15 protein-coding genes are annotated in these 16680 nt (G+C 61.4%); 6 read left to right on the forward strand and 9 right to left on the reverse strand.

Annotated elements, in window-relative coordinates; all coding sequences use genetic code 11:
• Positions 1 to 140: 140 nt before the first annotated feature.
• Positions 141 to 2987: an RNA polymerase-associated protein RapA gene (gene rapA / locus J3P94_RS21260; protein ID WP_434569550.1), complete on the forward strand. Its 2847-nt coding sequence runs from the start codon at positions 141 to 143 to the stop codon at positions 2985 to 2987.
• 75 nt (positions 2988 to 3062) lie between these two features.
• On the opposite strand, the gene J3P94_RS21265 is transcribed toward rapA, so the two are convergent.
• The 4 genes from J3P94_RS21265 to J3P94_RS21280 all read right to left on the reverse strand — a co-directional run bounded on the left by J3P94_RS21265 (position 3063) and on the right by J3P94_RS21280 (position 6974).
• The gene (locus J3P94_RS21265) at positions 3063 to 3905 is read right to left on the reverse strand and encodes a cache domain-containing protein (RefSeq protein WP_434569551.1); all 843 of its coding nucleotides are present in this window, start codon (positions 3903 to 3905) and stop codon (positions 3063 to 3065) included.
• Positions 3906 to 4037: 132 nt separating this feature from the next.
• A complete protein-coding gene (locus tag J3P94_RS21270; RefSeq protein ID WP_434569552.1) occupies positions 4038 to 4919 on the reverse strand; it encodes an ATPase in 882 nt (293 codons plus the stop codon).
• Positions 4920 to 5026: 107 nt separating this feature from the next.
• A complete protein-coding gene (locus tag J3P94_RS21275) occupies positions 5027 to 6019 on the reverse strand; it encodes an NAD-dependent epimerase/dehydratase family protein (protein ID WP_434569553.1) in 993 nt (330 codons plus the stop codon).
• Between the two features lie 55 nt (positions 6020 to 6074).
• A complete protein-coding gene (locus J3P94_RS21280; protein WP_434574266.1) occupies positions 6075 to 6974 on the reverse strand; it encodes a LysR family transcriptional regulator ArgP in 900 nt (299 codons plus the stop codon).
• 92 nt (positions 6975 to 7066) lie between these two features.
• Here J3P94_RS21280 and J3P94_RS21285 point away from each other — a divergent pair, with 92 nt between their 5' ends.
• The 4 genes from J3P94_RS21285 (at position 7067) to J3P94_RS21300 (ending at position 12378) form a co-directional block, all read left to right on the forward strand.
• Entirely contained in the window at positions 7067 to 7669 is a 603-nt protein-coding gene (locus J3P94_RS21285; RefSeq protein WP_434569554.1) for a LysE/ArgO family amino acid transporter, read from the forward strand.
• Positions 7670 to 7843: 174 nt separating this feature from the next.
• Positions 7844 to 8440 (forward strand): superoxide dismutase, encoded by a 597-nt coding sequence (locus J3P94_RS21290; RefSeq protein WP_127929573.1) that lies wholly within the window; start codon positions 7844 to 7846, stop codon positions 8438 to 8440.
• Between the two features lie 397 nt (positions 8441 to 8837).
• Complete coding sequence (locus tag J3P94_RS21295) at positions 8838 to 10889, forward strand: putative bifunctional diguanylate cyclase/phosphodiesterase (protein WP_434569555.1); 2052 nt, start codon at positions 8838 to 8840, stop codon at positions 10887 to 10889.
• Positions 10890 to 11034: 145 nt separating this feature from the next.
• Positions 11035 to 12378, forward strand: a complete 1344-nt coding sequence (locus J3P94_RS21300) for an imelysin family protein (RefSeq protein ID WP_434569556.1) — start codon at positions 11035 to 11037, stop codon at positions 12376 to 12378.
• Between the two features lie 266 nt (positions 12379 to 12644).
• Here the strand turns inward: J3P94_RS21300 and J3P94_RS21305 are convergent, their stop codons facing one another.
• The 3 genes from J3P94_RS21305 to J3P94_RS21315 all read right to left on the reverse strand — a co-directional run bounded on the left by J3P94_RS21305 (position 12645) and on the right by J3P94_RS21315 (position 14792).
• Complete coding sequence (locus J3P94_RS21305; RefSeq protein WP_434569557.1) at positions 12645 to 13880, reverse strand: RNA polymerase sigma factor; 1236 nt, start codon at positions 13878 to 13880, stop codon at positions 12645 to 12647.
• Between the two features lie 85 nt (positions 13881 to 13965).
• On the reverse strand, positions 13966 to 14310 hold the full coding sequence (locus tag J3P94_RS21310; RefSeq protein WP_434569558.1) for a YciI family protein: 345 nt from the start codon (positions 14308 to 14310) through the stop codon (positions 13966 to 13968).
• 56 nt (positions 14311 to 14366) lie between these two features.
• Positions 14367 to 14792: a YybH family protein gene (locus J3P94_RS21315; RefSeq protein ID WP_434569559.1), complete on the reverse strand. Its 426-nt coding sequence runs from the start codon at positions 14790 to 14792 to the stop codon at positions 14367 to 14369.
• 140 nt (positions 14793 to 14932) lie between these two features.
• Between J3P94_RS21315 and J3P94_RS21320 the strand changes: the two genes are divergently transcribed.
• Positions 14933 to 15421 carry a GNAT family N-acetyltransferase gene (locus tag J3P94_RS21320; protein WP_434569560.1) on the forward strand — a complete coding sequence of 163 codons (489 nt, stop codon included), beginning with the start codon at positions 14933 to 14935 and terminating at the stop codon, positions 15419 to 15421.
• 14 nt (positions 15422 to 15435) lie between these two features.
• On the opposite strand, the gene J3P94_RS21325 is transcribed toward J3P94_RS21320, so the two are convergent.
• Complete coding sequence (locus tag J3P94_RS21325) at positions 15436 to 15924, reverse strand: GyrI-like domain-containing protein (protein WP_434569561.1); 489 nt, start codon at positions 15922 to 15924, stop codon at positions 15436 to 15438.
• 79 nt (positions 15925 to 16003) lie between these two features.
• A complete protein-coding gene (locus J3P94_RS21330) occupies positions 16004 to 16666 on the reverse strand; it encodes a LysE family translocator (RefSeq protein ID WP_434569562.1) in 663 nt (220 codons plus the stop codon).
• Between the last annotated feature and the right edge of the window lie 14 nt (positions 16667 to 16680).

Raw genomic sequence — 16680 nt, forward strand, 5'->3', positions numbered from 1 at the left:
TTGATCGCAGAACACGCTTAAGTTCCGTTGGGCCGTTGATGGGCAAGCCGTCACGAGCGCTGGTTACGTGCGTAAATCCTTTGGTCTGACGCGTCATTCCGTTAAGATAGCCGGCTTTTTCACGGCGGGAGTCAGGCAGCATGGCGCAGCAGTATCAACCGGGGCAACGCTGGATCAGTGACAGCGAAGCCGAGCTGGGTTTGGGCACCGTTCTGGCACAGGACGGCCGCTTGTTGACCGTGCTCTACCCGGCCACTGGCGACACTCGCCAGTACGCGCTACGGAATGCGCCCCTCACCCGCGTGCGGTTTTCGCCGGGCGACGTGATCACTCACTTCGAAGGCTGGAAAATGACCGTGCGCGAAGTCGATGACGTCGACGGGCTGCTGGTCTACCACGGCCTCAACGGGCAGAACGAAGTCGTCACGCTGCCGGAAACCCAACTGTCGAACTTCATCCAGTTCCGCCTGGCCAGCGATCGCCTGTTCGCCGGGCAGATCGATCCGCTGGCCTGGTTCTCCCTGCGCTACCACACGCTGGAACACACCAGCCGCCAACTGCAGTCACCGCTCTGGGGCCTGGGTGGCGTGCGTGCCCAACCGATCGCTCACCAGTTGCATATTGCCCGTGAAGTCGCCGACCGCATTGCGCCACGGGTATTGCTGGCGGACGAAGTGGGCCTGGGCAAGACCATCGAAGCCGGCTTGATCATCCATCGGCAACTGCTTTCCGGCCGCGCCAGTCGCATCCTGATCCTGGTCCCGGAAAACCTGCAGCACCAGTGGCTGGTGGAGATGCGCCGGCGCTTCAACCTGCAGGTCGCGCTGTTCGACGAAGAACGCTTTATCGAAAGTGATGCCAGCAACCCGTTCGAGGACACCCAACTGGCGCTGGTCGCGCTGGAATGGCTGGTAGAGGACGAAAAGGCCCAGGACGCGCTGTTCGCCGCCGGCTGGGACCTGATGGTGGTCGACGAAGCGCACCACCTGGTGTGGCACGAAGACCAGGTCAGCCCGCAATACGCGCTCGTCGAACAGTTGGCCGAGACCATCCCTGGCGTGCTGCTGCTGACCGCCACCCCGGAACAACTGGGCCAGGACAGCCACTTCGCTCGCCTGCGCCTGCTGGACCCGAACCGCTTCCACGATCTGCAGGCCTTCCGTGCCGAAAGCGAGAACTATCGCCCGGTGGCCGAAGCCGTCCAGGAGCTGCTGGACAAGGGACGCTTGTCGCCCGAGGCCCACCAGACCATCCATGGTTTCCTGGGCAATGAAGGCGAAGCGCTGCTGACCGCCGTCAACGATGGCGATATCGAAGCCAGCGCCCGCCTGGTTCGCGAACTGCTGGACCGCCACGGCACCGGCCGCGTGCTGTTCCGTAACACCCGCGCTGCCGTCCAGGGTTTCCCCGAGCGCAAGCTGCACGCCTATCCTCTGCCGTGCCCTGACGAATATCTGGAACTGCCGCTGGGCGAACACGCCGAGCTGTATCCTGAAGTCAGCTTCCAGGCTCAGCCTGAAGCCAGCGAAGAAGAACGCTGGTGGAAATTCGACCCGCGCGTCGAGTGGCTGATCGATCAGTTGAAGATGCTCAAGCGCACCAAGGTCCTGGTGATCTGCGCCCACGCCGAAACCGCGATGGACCTGGAAGACGCCCTGCGCGTGCGCTCCGGCATTCCGGCCACGGTGTTCCATGAAGGCATGAACATCCTTGAGCGCGACCGCGCGGCGGCCTACTTTGCCGACGAAGAGTTCGGTGCCCAGGTGCTGATCTGCTCGGAAATCGGTAGTGAGGGTCGCAACTTCCAATTCGCCCATCACCTGGTGCTGTTCGACCTGCCGGCGCACCCGGACCTTTTGGAACAGCGGATCGGCCGTCTGGACCGGATCGGCCAGAAACACACTATCGAGCTGCATGTGCCGTACCTGGAAACCAGCCCGCAGGCGCGGCTGTTCCAGTGGTATCACGAGGCGCTGAATGCTTTCCTCAACACCTGCCCGACCGGCAACGCCTTGCAACATCAGTTCGGCCCGCGCCTGCTGCCGTTGCTGGAAGAAGCCGACGACGGCGAGTGGCAGGCATTGATCGACGAGGCGCGCGCCGAACGCGAACGCCTGGAGGCCGAGCTGCATACCGGTCGTGACCGTCTGCTGGAGCTCAATTCCGGCGGTGCGGGCGAAGGCGACGCTTTGGTGGAGGCCATCCTTGAACAGGACGACCAGTTCGCCCTGCCGATCTATATGGAAACCCTGTTCGACGCCTTCGGTATCGACAGCGAGGACCATTCCGATAACGCACTGATCCTCAAGCCGAGCGAAAAAATGCTCGACGCCAGTTTCCCCCTGGGCGACGACGAAGGCGTGACCATCACCTATGACCGCAACCAGGCGCTGTCTCGTGAAGACATGCAATTCATCACCTGGGAGCATCCGATGGTGCAAGGCGGCATGGACCTGGTGCTGTCCGGCTCCATGGGCAACACCGCCGTGGCGCTGATCAAGAACAAGGCGCTCAAGCCTGGCACCGTGTTGCTGGAACTGCTCTATGTCAGCGAAGTGGTCGCCCCGCGCTCGCTGCAATTGGGCCGCTACCTGCCACCGGCCGCCCTGCGCTGCCTGCTGGATGCCAACGGCAACGACCTGGCGGGCCGGGTGTCGTTCGAAACCCTTAACGACCAGCTCGAAAGCGTCCCCCGCGCCAGCGCCAACAAGTTCATCCAGGCCCAGCGCGACCAGCTCTCGCCACGGATCAACGCCGGCGAAGAGAAGATCGCCCCGCGTCACGCCGAACGCGTGGCCGAGGCGCAACGCCGTCTGGCGGCCGACACCGAAGAGGAACTGGCCCGTTTGACCGCTTTGCAAGCGGTGAACCCTACCGTGCGCGACAGCGAACTGGAGGCTCTGCGCCAGCAGCGTGAGCAAGGGTTGGCGATGCTGGAGAAGGCTGCGTTGCGGCTGGAGGCGATTCGGGTGTTGGTGGCGGGGTGATTCCTACTGCTTTGGTCGTGTGTATATCCGTTGCTGCGGTAACGGATATACACCCAAGACCCAGAAACCCAGAAATCAAGGACTGTAATACCCCACAGCCACCAACAAATGCCCGGCCTTCTTCAAATAGGCATGCTTGTTCTCGACTTTCCCCGTGACCGGATTCTTCCAGCGATACTCATATTCCCCCGCATCCTGCTTGCCCATCATTGCCAGGATCGGCTCACCCACCGGTTTGCCAGCCGGATCCTTGACCTTGGCAAAATCGGTATTGATCAAACGCAGATTGGTGCCATGACCGACATAGCGGCGGGTACCGAGATCAACGACAAAGACGTACAGGTCATCCTGAAGGTAACCGCCCTTGAGGGAATTGATCGCCGTCAGCGTCGCTTTCTCACTCTTCAGCAGGTCCGCCGAAGCCTTGTCCAGTAGCGCCCTGGCCTGTTCGGAAGAAGCCCTTGGCAAGTAATAGCCAACCGCGAGGATATGCTCGCCGACCCGCTGGAAATACACACGCTTGCGCTCGACCTTGCCGTCCGCCCAGTTCTGCCAGCGATACTCGGCCTGCTGGATGCCGCTGGCTTCCGGGGTCTTCAACGCATCCTTGAACGCCTTGCGCAGATCCGGCCCCAATACCTCGGACACGTCTCGCCCGATCAGCGCTGACGATGGGCCGCCGCTGGCAAGCATTACTCCCTGGGTGTCGACCACGAACACGTAGCGGTCCTTGTCGACGAATTCGCCCTGGCGGCTGAAGGCGGCGAACGCATAGTCGCCGTAATCGTGATAGTAGGCCAACGCCCTTTCCAACAGCGCCCGAGCCGCCTGGCCGTCATCCGGCGTAGCGGCCTGTGCGTGGTTCAGCCCCAGCGCCAGCATTGCGGCCAGCCAGGCCAGCCTTCGAATAAACCCCATGGGCACGCCCCTCGTTCTTGTTGGTGTTTCAAGAGCGTAGACGGGGTGGGGTGATGTTGGAGTATTCAGGAGATGGTTGCAGGCGAACTGCAATACCTGTGGGAGCGAGCAGGCTCGCTCCCACAGGGCCCGTTACTGGGCCCGATTGCTCAGTTGCTGTTGCAGGTACTGGATCTGCGATTGCAGGGTATTGATGTTGCGCGTGACCTGGCCGCGGAAGGCATCGAACTCGGCGTTATTGCCCCCCGAGCGGTTCTCCTGCTGACTCTTGAGCACGATCATGTCCTGCTCCAGGCGCTCGATGGCCGAGTTCGAGTTGGCTCTTTTCAAGGCCGTGATGTCGGCACCGATGCTCTTGAGCTGGGCATCCAGCGCGCCGCCCTCGCCTTGGTTCTTCAAGGTTGCAACCTCGGCCGCCAACGCCTTGACCTGGGCCTGGAGCTGGGCGTTGGCCGCTTGCAACTGGGTGTAGGCGTTCTGCTGCTCGGAATCCAGGGCGATCATCTGGGCCAGTTGCTTGTCCAGGTCGGCGGACGGTCCGAACGCGCCTTGCAGCTGCTTGTACTGCTCCATCAACTTGCCGTCGAATTGCCGGCCCTGCTCCTGCAGCTTGCTGTCCAACTGCTTGATCTGCAATTTCAAGGCTTCACTGTCGCTCATCACGTTGGACTGCCCGGCAACCACTTTGCCGGAGATGTCCTGCAGGCGGCCCGCGGCATCCTCACTGATCCGGGCGAAGCTTTCCTGGGTGGCCACCAGTTGCTGCTCCATCAGGGAAATCTGCTGGAAACTCCACCACGCGAGAAACGCCAAGGCGCACAGCAAGGCACCGACCAATGCCCACAACGGCCCGGTGCTTGGTGCCTTGACCCTGGCCGCCGCAACAGGTGCCGGACGCGCTTGCACGTGGGGCTGGCGGTTGGTCAGGAAGTCATCGTCATCGGGAATGTCCGCCCGCATCCGCAGGCTCGGTACATCGTCGAAGTCGTCGTTGGCATCGTTACGCGTGGGCATGGGTTCAACCTTTGGGAAATCGGTAGTGACTCGATGCGGCGAGTATAACCCCCTCGCCCACCGCAGCCATTGACCCCGAACCGGGCACTCGGTTCATGACGGGGCGATCAGCGGGCATATTGGACGCGCCACCAGGCGCAAAATTCATCGAGCGCAGCCCACAGGCTGACTTGCGGATCGTAATCGAGATAATGCCGGGCCCGACCGATGTCCAGGGTGAAATTTCTGTTCATCACCTGCATGCCAAGGCGCGACAACGTCGGCTCCGGGCGCCCGGGCCATAATGCGCAGAACCCTTCGTTCATGGCCGCAACGCTGTAGGCCAGCCCGTAGGAGCGGTAACGCCTGACTTGTGGGACTTCCATCTGCCGCATCACATAATTGACTACGTCCCACAACGGAACGGGCGCCCCGTTACTGATGTTGTAAGCCTTGCCCAGGGCCGAACCGGTGGCCAGCAGGCTGCTGAGCAGTGCTTCGTTGAGGTTCTGCATGCTGGTGAAATCGACCTTGTTCAAGCCGTTGCCGATAATCGCCAGTCGTCCCTTGCGCTGCATCTTGAGCAAGCGCGGAAAAATGCTCATGTCACCGGCACCAGTGACGAAGCGCGGCCGCAGCGCCAACACCTCCAGGCCGAACTCCTGGGCGCCGAAGACCTTCTGTTCGGCCAGGTACTTGGTGGCGGCGTAGGGATGCTTGAAACGTTTGGGCACCTGCTCTTCGGTCAGTCCCAAGTGGTCACGGCCATCAAAATAGATCGACGGTGAGGAGAGGTGCACCAATCGCCGGACCTTTTGCTTGAGGCACGCCTCGACGATGTTTTCGGTGAGCTGGACGTTGCCCTGGTGAAAGTCCTGATAGCGCCCCCACAGCCCCACCGAGCCGGCGCAATGCACCACGGCATCGATATCGCGACACAGATCGAGGGCCAGCATCGGCTCGCTGAGGTCGCCCTGGATGAACTCGGCGCCACGCCGCACCAGATGCTCGACGCTTTCAGCCCGGCGGCCATTGACCCGTACATCCAGGCCCTGCTCAAGGGCGAAACGCGCGAAGCGCCCGCCGATGAAGCCGCTTGCGCCGGTGACCAGAATCTTCATGTAGTGCTCCGATTGCTAGGGTTTTGCATACTTCGTCTAATCCTGACGCTGTCAGTCAGGCCAACGGCACCAGCCACTGCCGGGACGCCTGAATCAGTTGCTCGGTCAACAGACCGAGCAAGTGTCCGCCATTGCGCCAATGATGCCAGTACAGCGGCACATCAATCGGCTTGTCAGGCAACAACTCCACCAGCACGCCCCGCGCCAGTTGCTCGCGCACTTGCAGTTCCGGCACCAGTCCCCAGCCAAGCCCCGCTTCAGCGAGACGGATGAAACCTTCGGACGACGGGCACAGATGGTGCTCGAAACCGCCCTCGATACCGAGGGAAGCCAGGTAACGGTGTTGCAGGAAATCATCCGGGCCGAATACCAGGGCCGGCGTGCGAGCCAACTGATCGGCGCGCACCCCGCCGGGGAAGTGCCGGGCGATGAACGCAGGGCTGGCAAGCGCCCGGTAGCGCATCGCCCCCAGCAATACGCTGCGGGCGCCGGCCACCGGCCGTTCGCTGGCGCAGACGCAGGCCGCCACTTCCCCGGCGCGCATGCGCTTGAGGCCGACGTTCTGGTCTTCCACCACCAGGTCCAACAAGAGCTGCCGCTCGGCACAGAACGCCCCCACCGCACCGCCCCACCAGGTAGCCAGGCTGTCGGCGTTCAGGGCAATTCGCAGGCGCTCCGGCAACCCGGCCTCATCCAGCGCCGGCACCAGGCTTTGCAGGTCACGCTCAAGCAAACGAACCTGTTGCACATGGTTGAGCAGGCGTCGGCCGATTTCGGTGGGCACCGGCGGTGTGACACGCACCAGTACGGGCTGGCCGACACGCGCTTCCAGAAGCTTGATCCGCTGGGAGATGGCCGACTGCGACAGTCCCAACACCTGGGCGGCACGCTCGAATCCGGCCTGCTCGACAATGGCCGCCAGGGCAGACAGCAGTTTGTAATCGAACATCAGAATTCCTAATGAGCAATCAGCAAGATTGGTTTTTCTTATACCGCGCCGGACCGGAGAATGGCCAGCATTGCAAATCCAGCTGGAGAATTGACGTCATGTGGCAAAGTTATGTAAACGGGCTGCTGGTCGCCCTCGGGTTGATCATGGCCATTGGCACGCAGAACGCCTTCGTGCTCGCCCAGAGCTTGCGCCGCGAGCACCATTTGCCGGTGGCTGCCTTGTGCATCATCTGCGATGCGTTGCTGGTCACCGCCGGAGTGTTCGGCCTGGCGACGCTATTGGCGCAAAGCCCGTTGCTGCTTTCGATCGCACGCTGGGGCGGCGCCGCGTTTCTGCTCTGGTACGGTACCCAGGCGCTGCGCCGCGCCTGTTCGAAACAGAGCCTGCAACGCGATGAAAAACAGGCCGCGCGCTCAGTGGGAACAGTCCTGCTGAGCGCACTCGCGGTCACGCTGCTCAACCCCCACGTCTATCTCGACACCGTGTTGCTGATCGGCTCCCTCGGCGCCCAGCAGAGCATGCCCGGCGCCTATGTCATGGGGGCGGCCAGTGCCTCGCTGCTGTGGTTTTCGACCCTGGCCATTGGTGCGGCATGGTTGGCTCCCTGGCTGGCCCGACCCAGTACCTGGCGGATCCTGGACCTGCTGGTAGCGTTGATGATGTTCACCGTGGCGCTGCAATTGATCGTCTCGGGCTGATATTCCAAACCGCTCTGGAACCTCTATTCCACACAGTTGTTGCGTGGTTATGCCGCACCCCCGGTGCTATGATCCGACTCCTGCGCCGCAAAGAGTACAAACTCCCCGGCGCTAGTCTGGCCGCCCGTGATCGGCCTTGCGCTCACCGCAACTGACCTGATTAGGAGAATCACCATGGCTTTCGAATTGCCGCCGCTGCCCTATCCTCACGATGCACTGCAGCCGCACATCTCCAAAGAAACCCTGGAGTACCACCACGACAAGCACCACAACACCTATGTCGTGAACCTGAACAACCTGGTGCCTGGCACCGAGTTCGAAGGCAAGACCCTGGAAGAAATCGTCAAGACTTCCTCGGGCGGTATCTTCAACAACGCCGCTCAGGTCTGGAACCACACTTTCTACTGGAACTGCCTGGCGCCAAATGCCGGCGGTCAACCAACCGGCGCCCTGGCTGAAGCCATCAATGCAGCCTTCGGTTCGTTCGACAAGTTCAAGGAAGAATTCAGCAAGACTTCCATCGGCACCTTCGGTTCCGGCTGGGGCTGGCTGGTGAAAAAGGCCGACGGCTCCCTGGCCCTGGCCAGCACCATCGGCGCCGGCAACCCGCTGACCAGCGGCGACACTCCGCTGCTGACCTGCGACGTCTGGGAACACGCCTACTACATCGACTACCGCAACGTTCGTCCGAAGTACGTCGAAGCGTTCTGGAACCTGGTCAACTGGAAGTTCGTGGCTGAGCAGTTCGAAGGCAAGACCTTTACTGCGTAAGTTGTGATGCCAATGAAAACGGCGCTTTTCCGGAGACGGGAAAGCGCTTTTTTTTCGGTTTTACTTTGTGGGAGCGAGCTTGCTCGCGATAGCGGTGGTTCAGACACCGAGATGTTGACGGTACCTTCCTCATCGCGAGCAAGCTCACTCCCCACAACAGCTTCGCAACGTGCAAATGACCTCGCGTCTGAAATCCGATAAATAATCCCGCCAGGCCTCAAGTTGCGGCCCTCCTCAACCGAAACAATGGTCGTAGAGCAAAGACTCTGCAAACACCGTATAACGGCCAGGTTTCAGGCGAAAAGCCTTGTGTTGGATTGTCCCTTTGACTGACATCACAGGATTGCCAATACTCATGGCAACTTGACGCTACCCGCACGGAACAAGGAATCCCTCTTTGAAGCTGGAACTCAAGAACAGCTTGTCTGTGAAGTTGCTCCGGGTCGTGCTCCTTTCGGCATTGATCGTTGGCGTGGTCTTGAGCTGCGCCCAGATCGTTTTCGATGCCTACAAAACCAATCGGGCCGTCGCCGACGACGCCCAGCGCATCCTCGATATGTTCCGCGACCCTTCCACCCAGGCGGTCTACAGCCTCGACCGGGAAATGGGCATGCAGGTCATCGAAGGCCTGTTCCAGGATGAGGCCGTGCGCATGGCCTCCATTGGCCACCCCCACGAAACGATGCTCGCCGAGAAGACCCGGCCCCTCCAGCATTCCGAAAGCCGCTGGCTGACCGACCTGATCCTGGGCCAGGAACGCACCTTCACCACGCAACTCGTGGGACGCGGGCCCTACAGTGAATACTACGGCGACCTGAGCATCACCCTCGACACCGCCACCTATGGCCAGGGCTTCATTGTCAGCTCGGTGATCATTTTCATTTCCGGAATGCTCCGGGCCCTGGCCATGGGCCTGGTGCTGTACCTGGTCTATCACTGGCTGCTGACCAAACCGTTGTCGCGGATCATCCAGCACCTGACCGAAATCAACCCCGATCGCCCCAGCGCGCACAAGATTCCGCAGCTACGAGGCCACGAGCAAAACGAACTTGGCCTGTGGATCAACACCGCGAACCAGTTGCTCGAATCCATCGAGCGCAACACACATTTGCGCCACGAAGCGGAAAACAGCCTGCTGCGCATGGCCCAGTACGACTTCCTCACCGGCCTGCCCAATCGCCAGCAGCTGCAACAACAACTGGACAAGATCCTGGTGGACGCCGGGCGCCTGCAACGTCGCGTGGCCGTGTTGTGTGTGGGACTGGACGACTTCAAAGGTATCAACGAACAGTTCAGCTATCAGACCGGCGACCAATTGCTGCTGGCCTTGGCCGATCGGCTGCGCGCCCACAGCGGACGCCTCGGCGCCCTGGCGCGGCTGGGCGGCGACCAGTTCGCCCTGGTGCAAGCCGATATCGAGCAGCCTTACGAGGCCGCCGAACTGGCCCAGAGCATCCTCGACGATCTGGAAGCGCCATTCATCCTCGACGACCAGGGGATCCGCCTGCGGGCCACCATCGGTATCACGCTGTTCCCCGAAGACGGCGACAGCACCGAGAAGCTCCTGCAAAAAGCCGAGCAGACCATGACCCTGGCCAAGACGCGCTCGCGCAATCGTTACCAGTTCTATATCGCCAGCGTCGACAGCGAAATGCGCCGCCGGCGTGAACTGGAAAAAGACTTGCGCGAGGCGTTGGCTCGCGACCAGTTCACCCTGGTCTACCAGCCGCAGGTCAGCTACCGCGACCTGCGGGTGGTCGGCACCGAAGCGCTGATCCGCTGGCATCATCCCGAGCACGGCCTCGTACCGCCCGACCTGTTCATTCCCTTGGCGGAACAGAACGGCACCATCATCGCCATCGGCGAATGGGTGCTGGACCAGGCCTGCAAACAGTTGCGCGAATGGCACGACCAGGGTTTTGTCGACCTGCGCATGGCCGTCAACCTGTCGACAGTGCAACTGCACCACGCCGAACTGCCCCGAGTGGTGAGCAATTTCCTGCAGATGTACCGCTTGCCCCCGCGCAGCCTGGAGCTGGAGGTCACTGAAACCGGCCTGATGGAAGACATCACCACGGCCGCCCAGCATCTGTTGAGCCTGCGCCGTTCCGGCGCGCTGATCGCCATCGACGACTTCGGCACCGGCTATTCGTCCTTGAGTTATCTCAAGAGCCTGCCGCTGGACAAGATCAAGATCGACAAGAGTTTCGTCCAGGACCTGCTCGATGACGAAGACGATGCGACCATCGTTCGCGCCATCATCCAGCTCGGCAAGAGCCTGGGCATGCAGGTGATAGCCGAAGGCGTCGAAACGATCGAGCAGGAAGCCTACATCATTGCCGAGGGCTGCCATGAAGGTCAGGGCTACTACTACAGCAAACCGTTGCCGGCACGGGAGCTGGGTAACTATCTGAAGCAAGCCGAGCGCATCAACGCCTCGATCATCTGACTGTTTCCCCCCTTCTCCGCGGGCTGCCTGCGCTAGAAATATTACCGCCGCAGCTCTTTACATATAATGCAAATCTTTCGCATTATGTCGCAGTTTTGCGCGCCCTCGCGCCTGTCCCATTCATCACCGAAGCAGGATGTTCGCCATGATTCGTATGCCTCTGGCTACCGCCAGTCTGTTGGCCATCGCTATTTCCCTCGCCGGTTGCGGCGAAGGCAAAGACAAGGCGGCCGCGCCGCAAGCGCCAACGCCGGCCGCCAGCACTGCGGCTCCGGCTGCCCCCGCAGCCGCTGGCAAGATCGACGAAGCCGCTGGCAAGGCCGTTGTCGCGCACTACGCCGACATCGTCTACGCCGTCTACAGCGATGCCGAATCCACCGCGAAAACCCTGCAGACCGCCGTCGACGCCTTCCTCGCCAAGCCGAACGCCGATACCCTGAAAGCCGCCAAGGCTGCCTGGGTTGCCGCGCGCGTACCTTACCTGCAGAGCGAAGTGTTCCGTTTCGGCAACACCATCATCGACGACTGGGAAGGCCAGGTGAACGCATGGCCCCTGGACGAAGGCCTGATCGACTACGTCGACAAATCCTACGAGCACGCCCTGGGTAACCCGGGCGCTACCGCCAACATCATCGCCAACACCGAAGTGCAGGTCGGCGAAGACAAGGTCGACGTCAAAGACATCACCCCGGAAAAACTCGCCAGCCTGAACGAGCTGGGTGGTTCCGAGGCCAACGTTGCCACCGGCTACCACGCCATCGAATTCCTGCTGTGGGGCCAGGACCTCAACGGCACCGGCCCGGGTGCCGGCAATCGTCCGGCTTCGGACTACCTGGAAGGCGCCGGCGCCACTGGCGGCCACAACGACCGTCGGCGTGCCTACCTCAAGTCCGTGACCCAACTGCTGGTGAACGACTTGCAGGAAATGGTCGGCAACTGGAAACCGAACGTCGCCGACAACTACCGCGCCACGCTGGAAGCCGAACCGGCCGAAACCGGTCTGCGCAAGATGCTGTTCGGCATGGGCAGCCTGTCCCTGGGTGAACTGGCGGGCGAGCGCATGAAGGTCTCCCTGGAAGCCAACTCGCCAGAAGACGAACAGGATTGCTTCAGCGACAACACCCACTACTCGCATTTCTACGATGCCAAGGGTGTGCGTAACGTCTACCTGGGCGAATACACCCGCGTCGACGGCACCAAGATGACCGGCGCGAGCCTGTCCTCCCTGGTGGCCAAGGCCGACCCGGCCGCCGACACCACGCTCAAGGCCGAGCTGGCCGAGACCGAAGCCAAGATCCAGGTCATGGTCGATCACGCCAACAAGGGTGAGCACTACGACCAGCTGATCGCCGCCGGTAACACCGCGGGCAACCAGATCGTGCGTGACGCCATCGCCGCCTTGGTCAAGCAGACCGGCTCGATCGAACACGCTGCGGGCAAGCTGGGTATCAGCGACCTGAACCCGGACAACGCTGATCACGAGTTCTGATCAACGCCAGACTAGCCATCGATGCACCTGTGGGAGCGAGCTTGCTCGCGATAGGGTCTACCAGCCGACAGCAATAGTGGCTGATACACCGCTATCGCGAGCAAGCTCGCTCCCACATTGGTTTGTGGTGTTTCGATAATGTGAGGTCATTTCTGTGGGAGCGAGCCTGCTCGCGAAGACGGTGGATAAAGCAACAGCGGATGTCGATTATGCTGACGCTTTCGCGAGCAGGCTCGCTCCCACAGGGGGCGTCGTCTGGTTGATTATCAGTCCAATCCCGCAAGCCTGGCTTCAATGAACCGCCGCTCCGGCAGTTGCTGCGTCAATTCAAGCGCCCGTCGATAGGCGGCCCTCGCCTCCTCCACTCGACCCAACTGCCGGCAGAACTCAGCCCGCGCCGAATGGGCCAGGTGATAGTCAAGCAGCTCGCCCCTGCCCAGTATCCCGTCAACCAGGCGTAGCCCTTCCTGCGGCCCATCGCGCTTGGCCAGGGCGGCCGCGCGGTTGAGTTCGATCACTGGCGACGGCACGGCCCGCAACAGCACATCGTAGAGGCCGACGATCTGCGGCCAATCGGTCTCCCGGGCGCTCGGCGCTTCGGCGTGCACCGCAGCAATCGCGGCTTGCAGGCAATACGGTCCGAACCGCCGGGTGTTGAGCGCGGCCTCGACCATCGCGCAACCTTCGGCAATCATTGCCTGGTCCCATAGCGACCGGTCCTGCTCATCGAGCAAGACCAGATCGCCGGCCATCGACATTCGCGCGGGCCGCCGCGACTCGTGCAGCAGCATCAGCGCCAACAGGCCCATCACTTCAGCTTCGGGCAGCAACTCCAGCAGCAAACGCGCGAGGCGTATGGCTTCGCGGGTGAGATCTTCACGGGTCAACTCGGCCCCCATCGAGGCTGAATATCCCTCGTTGAATACCAGGTAGATCACCCGCAGCACGCTGTCGAGTCGTTCAGGCAGCTCCGTGCGGGACGGCACCTGATAGGGGATCTTCGCATCACGAATCTTCGCCTTGGCCCGCACGATGCGCTGGGCGATGGCTGCCGGCGCGGCAAGAAACGCACGAGCGATTTCCTCGGTGGTCAGGTCGCAGACTTCCCGCAGCGTCAACGGTACCTGGGCATCAGCGGCCAGAGCCGGGTGGCAACAAGTGAAAATCAGCCGCAGGCGGTCGTCTTCCACGTCCTCATCACTCCACTCGGCCTGTTCAAGCGCTTCGAGTTGCGCGATCAGCATCGGTTGGGACGCCGCGAAGCGCGCCCGCCGACGCAGGCTGTCAATCGCCTTGAAACGCCCGGCCGACACCAGCCAGGCCCGGGGATTGTCCGGCACGCCGTCGCGCTGCCAGCGCTCGACCGCGACGAAGAACGCCTCGTGCAAGGCTTCCTCGGCGAGATCGAAATCTCCCAGCAGGCGAATCAGCGTCGCCAGGATTCGCCGCGAATCCTGGCGATAAACCTGCTCGACCCGTGCCCTGACCGCTTCGGCCGACATCAGCCGGGAAGGCCTTGGGTGATCGGACTGATGGACAACAAAGCAGGTTCACGGCTCATGGAAATCATCCCGTTGTGATTGTCGTTCAGGGATTCAGCTGGCGTACCGGCCGGACTTCGACGCAGCCGACCCGGGCCGCCGGGATATGCCCGGCGACCTGGATGGCTTCGTTCAAGTCCTTGGCGTCGATCAGGTAGAAGCCCGCCAGTTGCTCCTTGGTTTCGGCGAACGGGCCGTCGGTAATCGACAGTTTGCCGCCGCGCATACGCACCGTGGTGGCGGTCTGCACCGACTCCAGGGCTTCGGCGGCGACCATGCGTCCGCTGCCCTGGATCGACTCGGCATAAGCCATGCACTCTGCGTCCTCAGGGCTGTCGGGAGAGTTGTGCAGGGCCTGTTCGTTGCTATACACCAGGCATAAATACTTCATGGAAAGCTCCGTGATCGAACCGATCGACAAAGGTGGCAGGAGGAAACCGAAGCCGATCAGGGCTGCAAGTCGAATATCGCCGTACCCGCCATCGGGTCGAATGGCGCCGACCAATGTTCATGGACGATCTTCCACGCTCCGGCCGTACGCTTGTAGCAAGCTGTCACACGCATCCAGCATGCCTGCTCTTCGCCTTTGTCGTTGGTGCCGCCGCAATAGGCCAGCCAATGGGCGAAGGCGATGTTCTCGGCCGGCGTGATCTGGACCTGATGGAAATCGAACTTGTGCGGGCCAGGGCACATTTCCATGCAGGCTTCCCAGTGCGCGCGGTAAGCGGTCTTGCCTTTGAATTGCAGGGCCTGGATGGCATCGAACGAGACGATATCGTCGTCATAGAGCGCCATGACTTTTTCCACATCCTTGGCCATGACGGCCTGGCGATAGGTGTCGATCAACGCTTGGATTTCGGTTTCGGTATTCATGGTGGTTCTCCGCAGTTTTTTGTTAGAGACAGCCTTAGTCGTCTGGAGAAACAGTGAATCGACAGCCAAACAAAAATAATCCAAAGAAAAAATTTCGCTAGAATCCAGGCCTCATTCTGTCGGCAACAATGGACGTTTTCGTGACTGCTCAGCTCGTACCCTATGAAGACCTGACCGCGCTGCAACGGCAACAGGTCGAAGCCATCGAAATCCACCCCGAACAGATCAGGTTTTCCGGCGATATCCACGGTGCGCTACATACGCTGCTGTCCAGGCCCGCCCCTGGGGTAAAGGGTTTTGCGCTGCTGGCCGACGAAGTGCCCGTCGCGTTCCTGCTGCTCAAGCGGCCACCCGTACTGCCCGCCTGGGCCGACGAACACAGCGCCACCCTGCACGCCTTGCAGGTCGACCGCCGCGCCCAGGGCAAAGGCTACGGCAAGGCCTGCCTGCAAGCGCTACCCACCGTCGCCCGAGCGGTATGGCCGGAAATAAAGGGGCTTGAGCTTTCGGTTGATGCAGACAACGACGCGGCCATCAGCCTGTACACCCGCCTGGGCTGGGTCGACAGCGGCGAGGCCTACAAGGGCCGAATCGGTTATGAACGGCGGATGGGGTTGGTCTTTGAATAACAGGCTCGCGACGATCAACTCGGCTTGAGGGGTATCCAGATCTCCAGGCTGCCTTCCCCCGTCCGCGGGTTGAAGTCTTCGCTATAGCGCTCGAACTCAGGCTCATCCGCCGCCTGGTGGCCGGATTGTGGCAACCATTCCTTCCAGATGTACTGGAAAGTGTCCGGAAGGCTCTTCAATGGCCCTTTGTGCTCGAATACGGCGTAGGGCCCGGGCTGGATTTCGATCCAGCGGTATTGGTCCGGAAGGTCGTCTAGTCGGCTGATCTCCACGCCGGCTATGTATTCAAAGCCGCCTGTACCGTCCGGGTTGCAACACACGCCGTAGGTCACTTCGTCTTTCTGCCCCGGCACTTTGCCAAGCCAGGGCAAGAACTTTTCCCAGAGCAGCGGGATGTCCTGGGCGGTGTCCTGGGTAAAACGCGCGCCGAAACCGGCGATGAGCTGAAAGCGTCCTTGCTCGAAGCGCGGCTCGGATGCATTAACGCGTTTTTGCGATTCCATTGCTTCGACACTCCGGAAAACTTGAAGTCGGGTTTGGCAGTATAGAACCCAAACGGTGATTGCCAGGCCGTTTCGCTTGTCAGAGTCCAGGCGGGACAGCCGAGGCGGTTGTTCCGACAAACTCGTTGTAGCCAGAAACGATCACGTAGATGGCGAAATAGCAGAAAATCGCCGCCGATGCCCAATAGGAATAACGCAGCAATTTATCCCCCAACAATTTTCCGCCCTGGGTTGCCGCCAGGCACAGGCCGGCGCTCCAGAGGAGCCCGGCGCAGAGGAATCCGCTCAAAAACAGCGCCGAACTGACTACCGTGCCACCCCCTGAGCGGGCAATGAGCGTACCTCCCACCGCCGCGAACCAGAGGATGGCGCTGGGGGACGACATTGCCAGGAAGATCCCGCGAAAAAACTCCTGCCGAGACGAGTTGCCCCGGACTTCGCCGGCCTCGGCCAGCACCGCACTGTGAAAGATCGCCGAATGAACCATCTTCGCGGCGAAATACAGCAACAGCACCGAACCGCCGATCCACAGCACCCACCGCACCGTTTCGTATTGCAGCAGGACAGTCATCCCGGCCAGCGCCAGGACCGCATAGACCAGGTCGCCTACGCAGGTGCCCAGGCCCAGGGCAAAGCCCTGGAAATAGCCGCGCTGCATCGCCAGGGTGATCATCGCGATATTGGCCACGCCGATGTCCAGGCACAAGGAAAGGCTCAGCAGGAAGCCGCTGGAAAATTCCATTATTCATTCCATTA

The organism is Pseudomonas sp. Z3-8 (genome assembly GCF_051131975.1).
Classification (GTDB): domain Bacteria; phylum Pseudomonadota; class Gammaproteobacteria; order Pseudomonadales; family Pseudomonadaceae; genus Aquipseudomonas.

Excerpts from the sequence above, each read along its gene's own strand:
- rapA (WP_434569550.1), top strand. The coding sequence starts at position 141 with ATGGCGCAGCAGTATCAACCGGGGCAACGCTGGATCAGTGACAGCGAA.
- J3P94_RS21265 (WP_434569551.1), bottom strand. The coding sequence starts at position 3,905 with ATGGGGTTTATTCGAAGGCTGGCCTGGCTGGCCGCAATGCTGGCGCTG.
- J3P94_RS21270 (WP_434569552.1), bottom strand. The coding sequence starts at position 4,919 with ATGCCCACGCGTAACGATGCCAACGACGACTTCGACGATGTACCGAGC.
- J3P94_RS21275 (WP_434569553.1), bottom strand. The coding sequence starts at position 6,019 with ATGAAGATTCTGGTCACCGGCGCAAGCGGCTTCATCGGCGGGCGCTTC.
- J3P94_RS21285 (WP_434569554.1), top strand. The coding sequence starts at position 7,067 with ATGTGGCAAAGTTATGTAAACGGGCTGCTGGTCGCCCTCGGGTTGATC.
- J3P94_RS21290 (WP_127929573.1), top strand. The coding sequence starts at position 7,844 with ATGGCTTTCGAATTGCCGCCGCTGCCCTATCCTCACGATGCACTGCAG.
- J3P94_RS21300 (WP_434569556.1), top strand. The coding sequence starts at position 11,035 with ATGATTCGTATGCCTCTGGCTACCGCCAGTCTGTTGGCCATCGCTATT.
- J3P94_RS21305 (WP_434569557.1), bottom strand. The coding sequence starts at position 13,880 with ATGTCGGCCGAAGCGGTCAGGGCACGGGTCGAGCAGGTTTATCGCCAG.
- J3P94_RS21310 (WP_434569558.1), bottom strand. The coding sequence starts at position 14,310 with ATGAAGTATTTATGCCTGGTGTATAGCAACGAACAGGCCCTGCACAAC.
- J3P94_RS21315 (WP_434569559.1), bottom strand. The coding sequence starts at position 14,792 with ATGAATACCGAAACCGAAATCCAAGCGTTGATCGACACCTATCGCCAG.
- J3P94_RS21325 (WP_434569561.1), bottom strand. The coding sequence starts at position 15,924 with ATGGAATCGCAAAAACGCGTTAATGCATCCGAGCCGCGCTTCGAGCAA.
- J3P94_RS21330 (WP_434569562.1), bottom strand. The coding sequence starts at position 16,666 with ATGGAATTTTCCAGCGGCTTCCTGCTGAGCCTTTCCTTGTGCCTGGAC.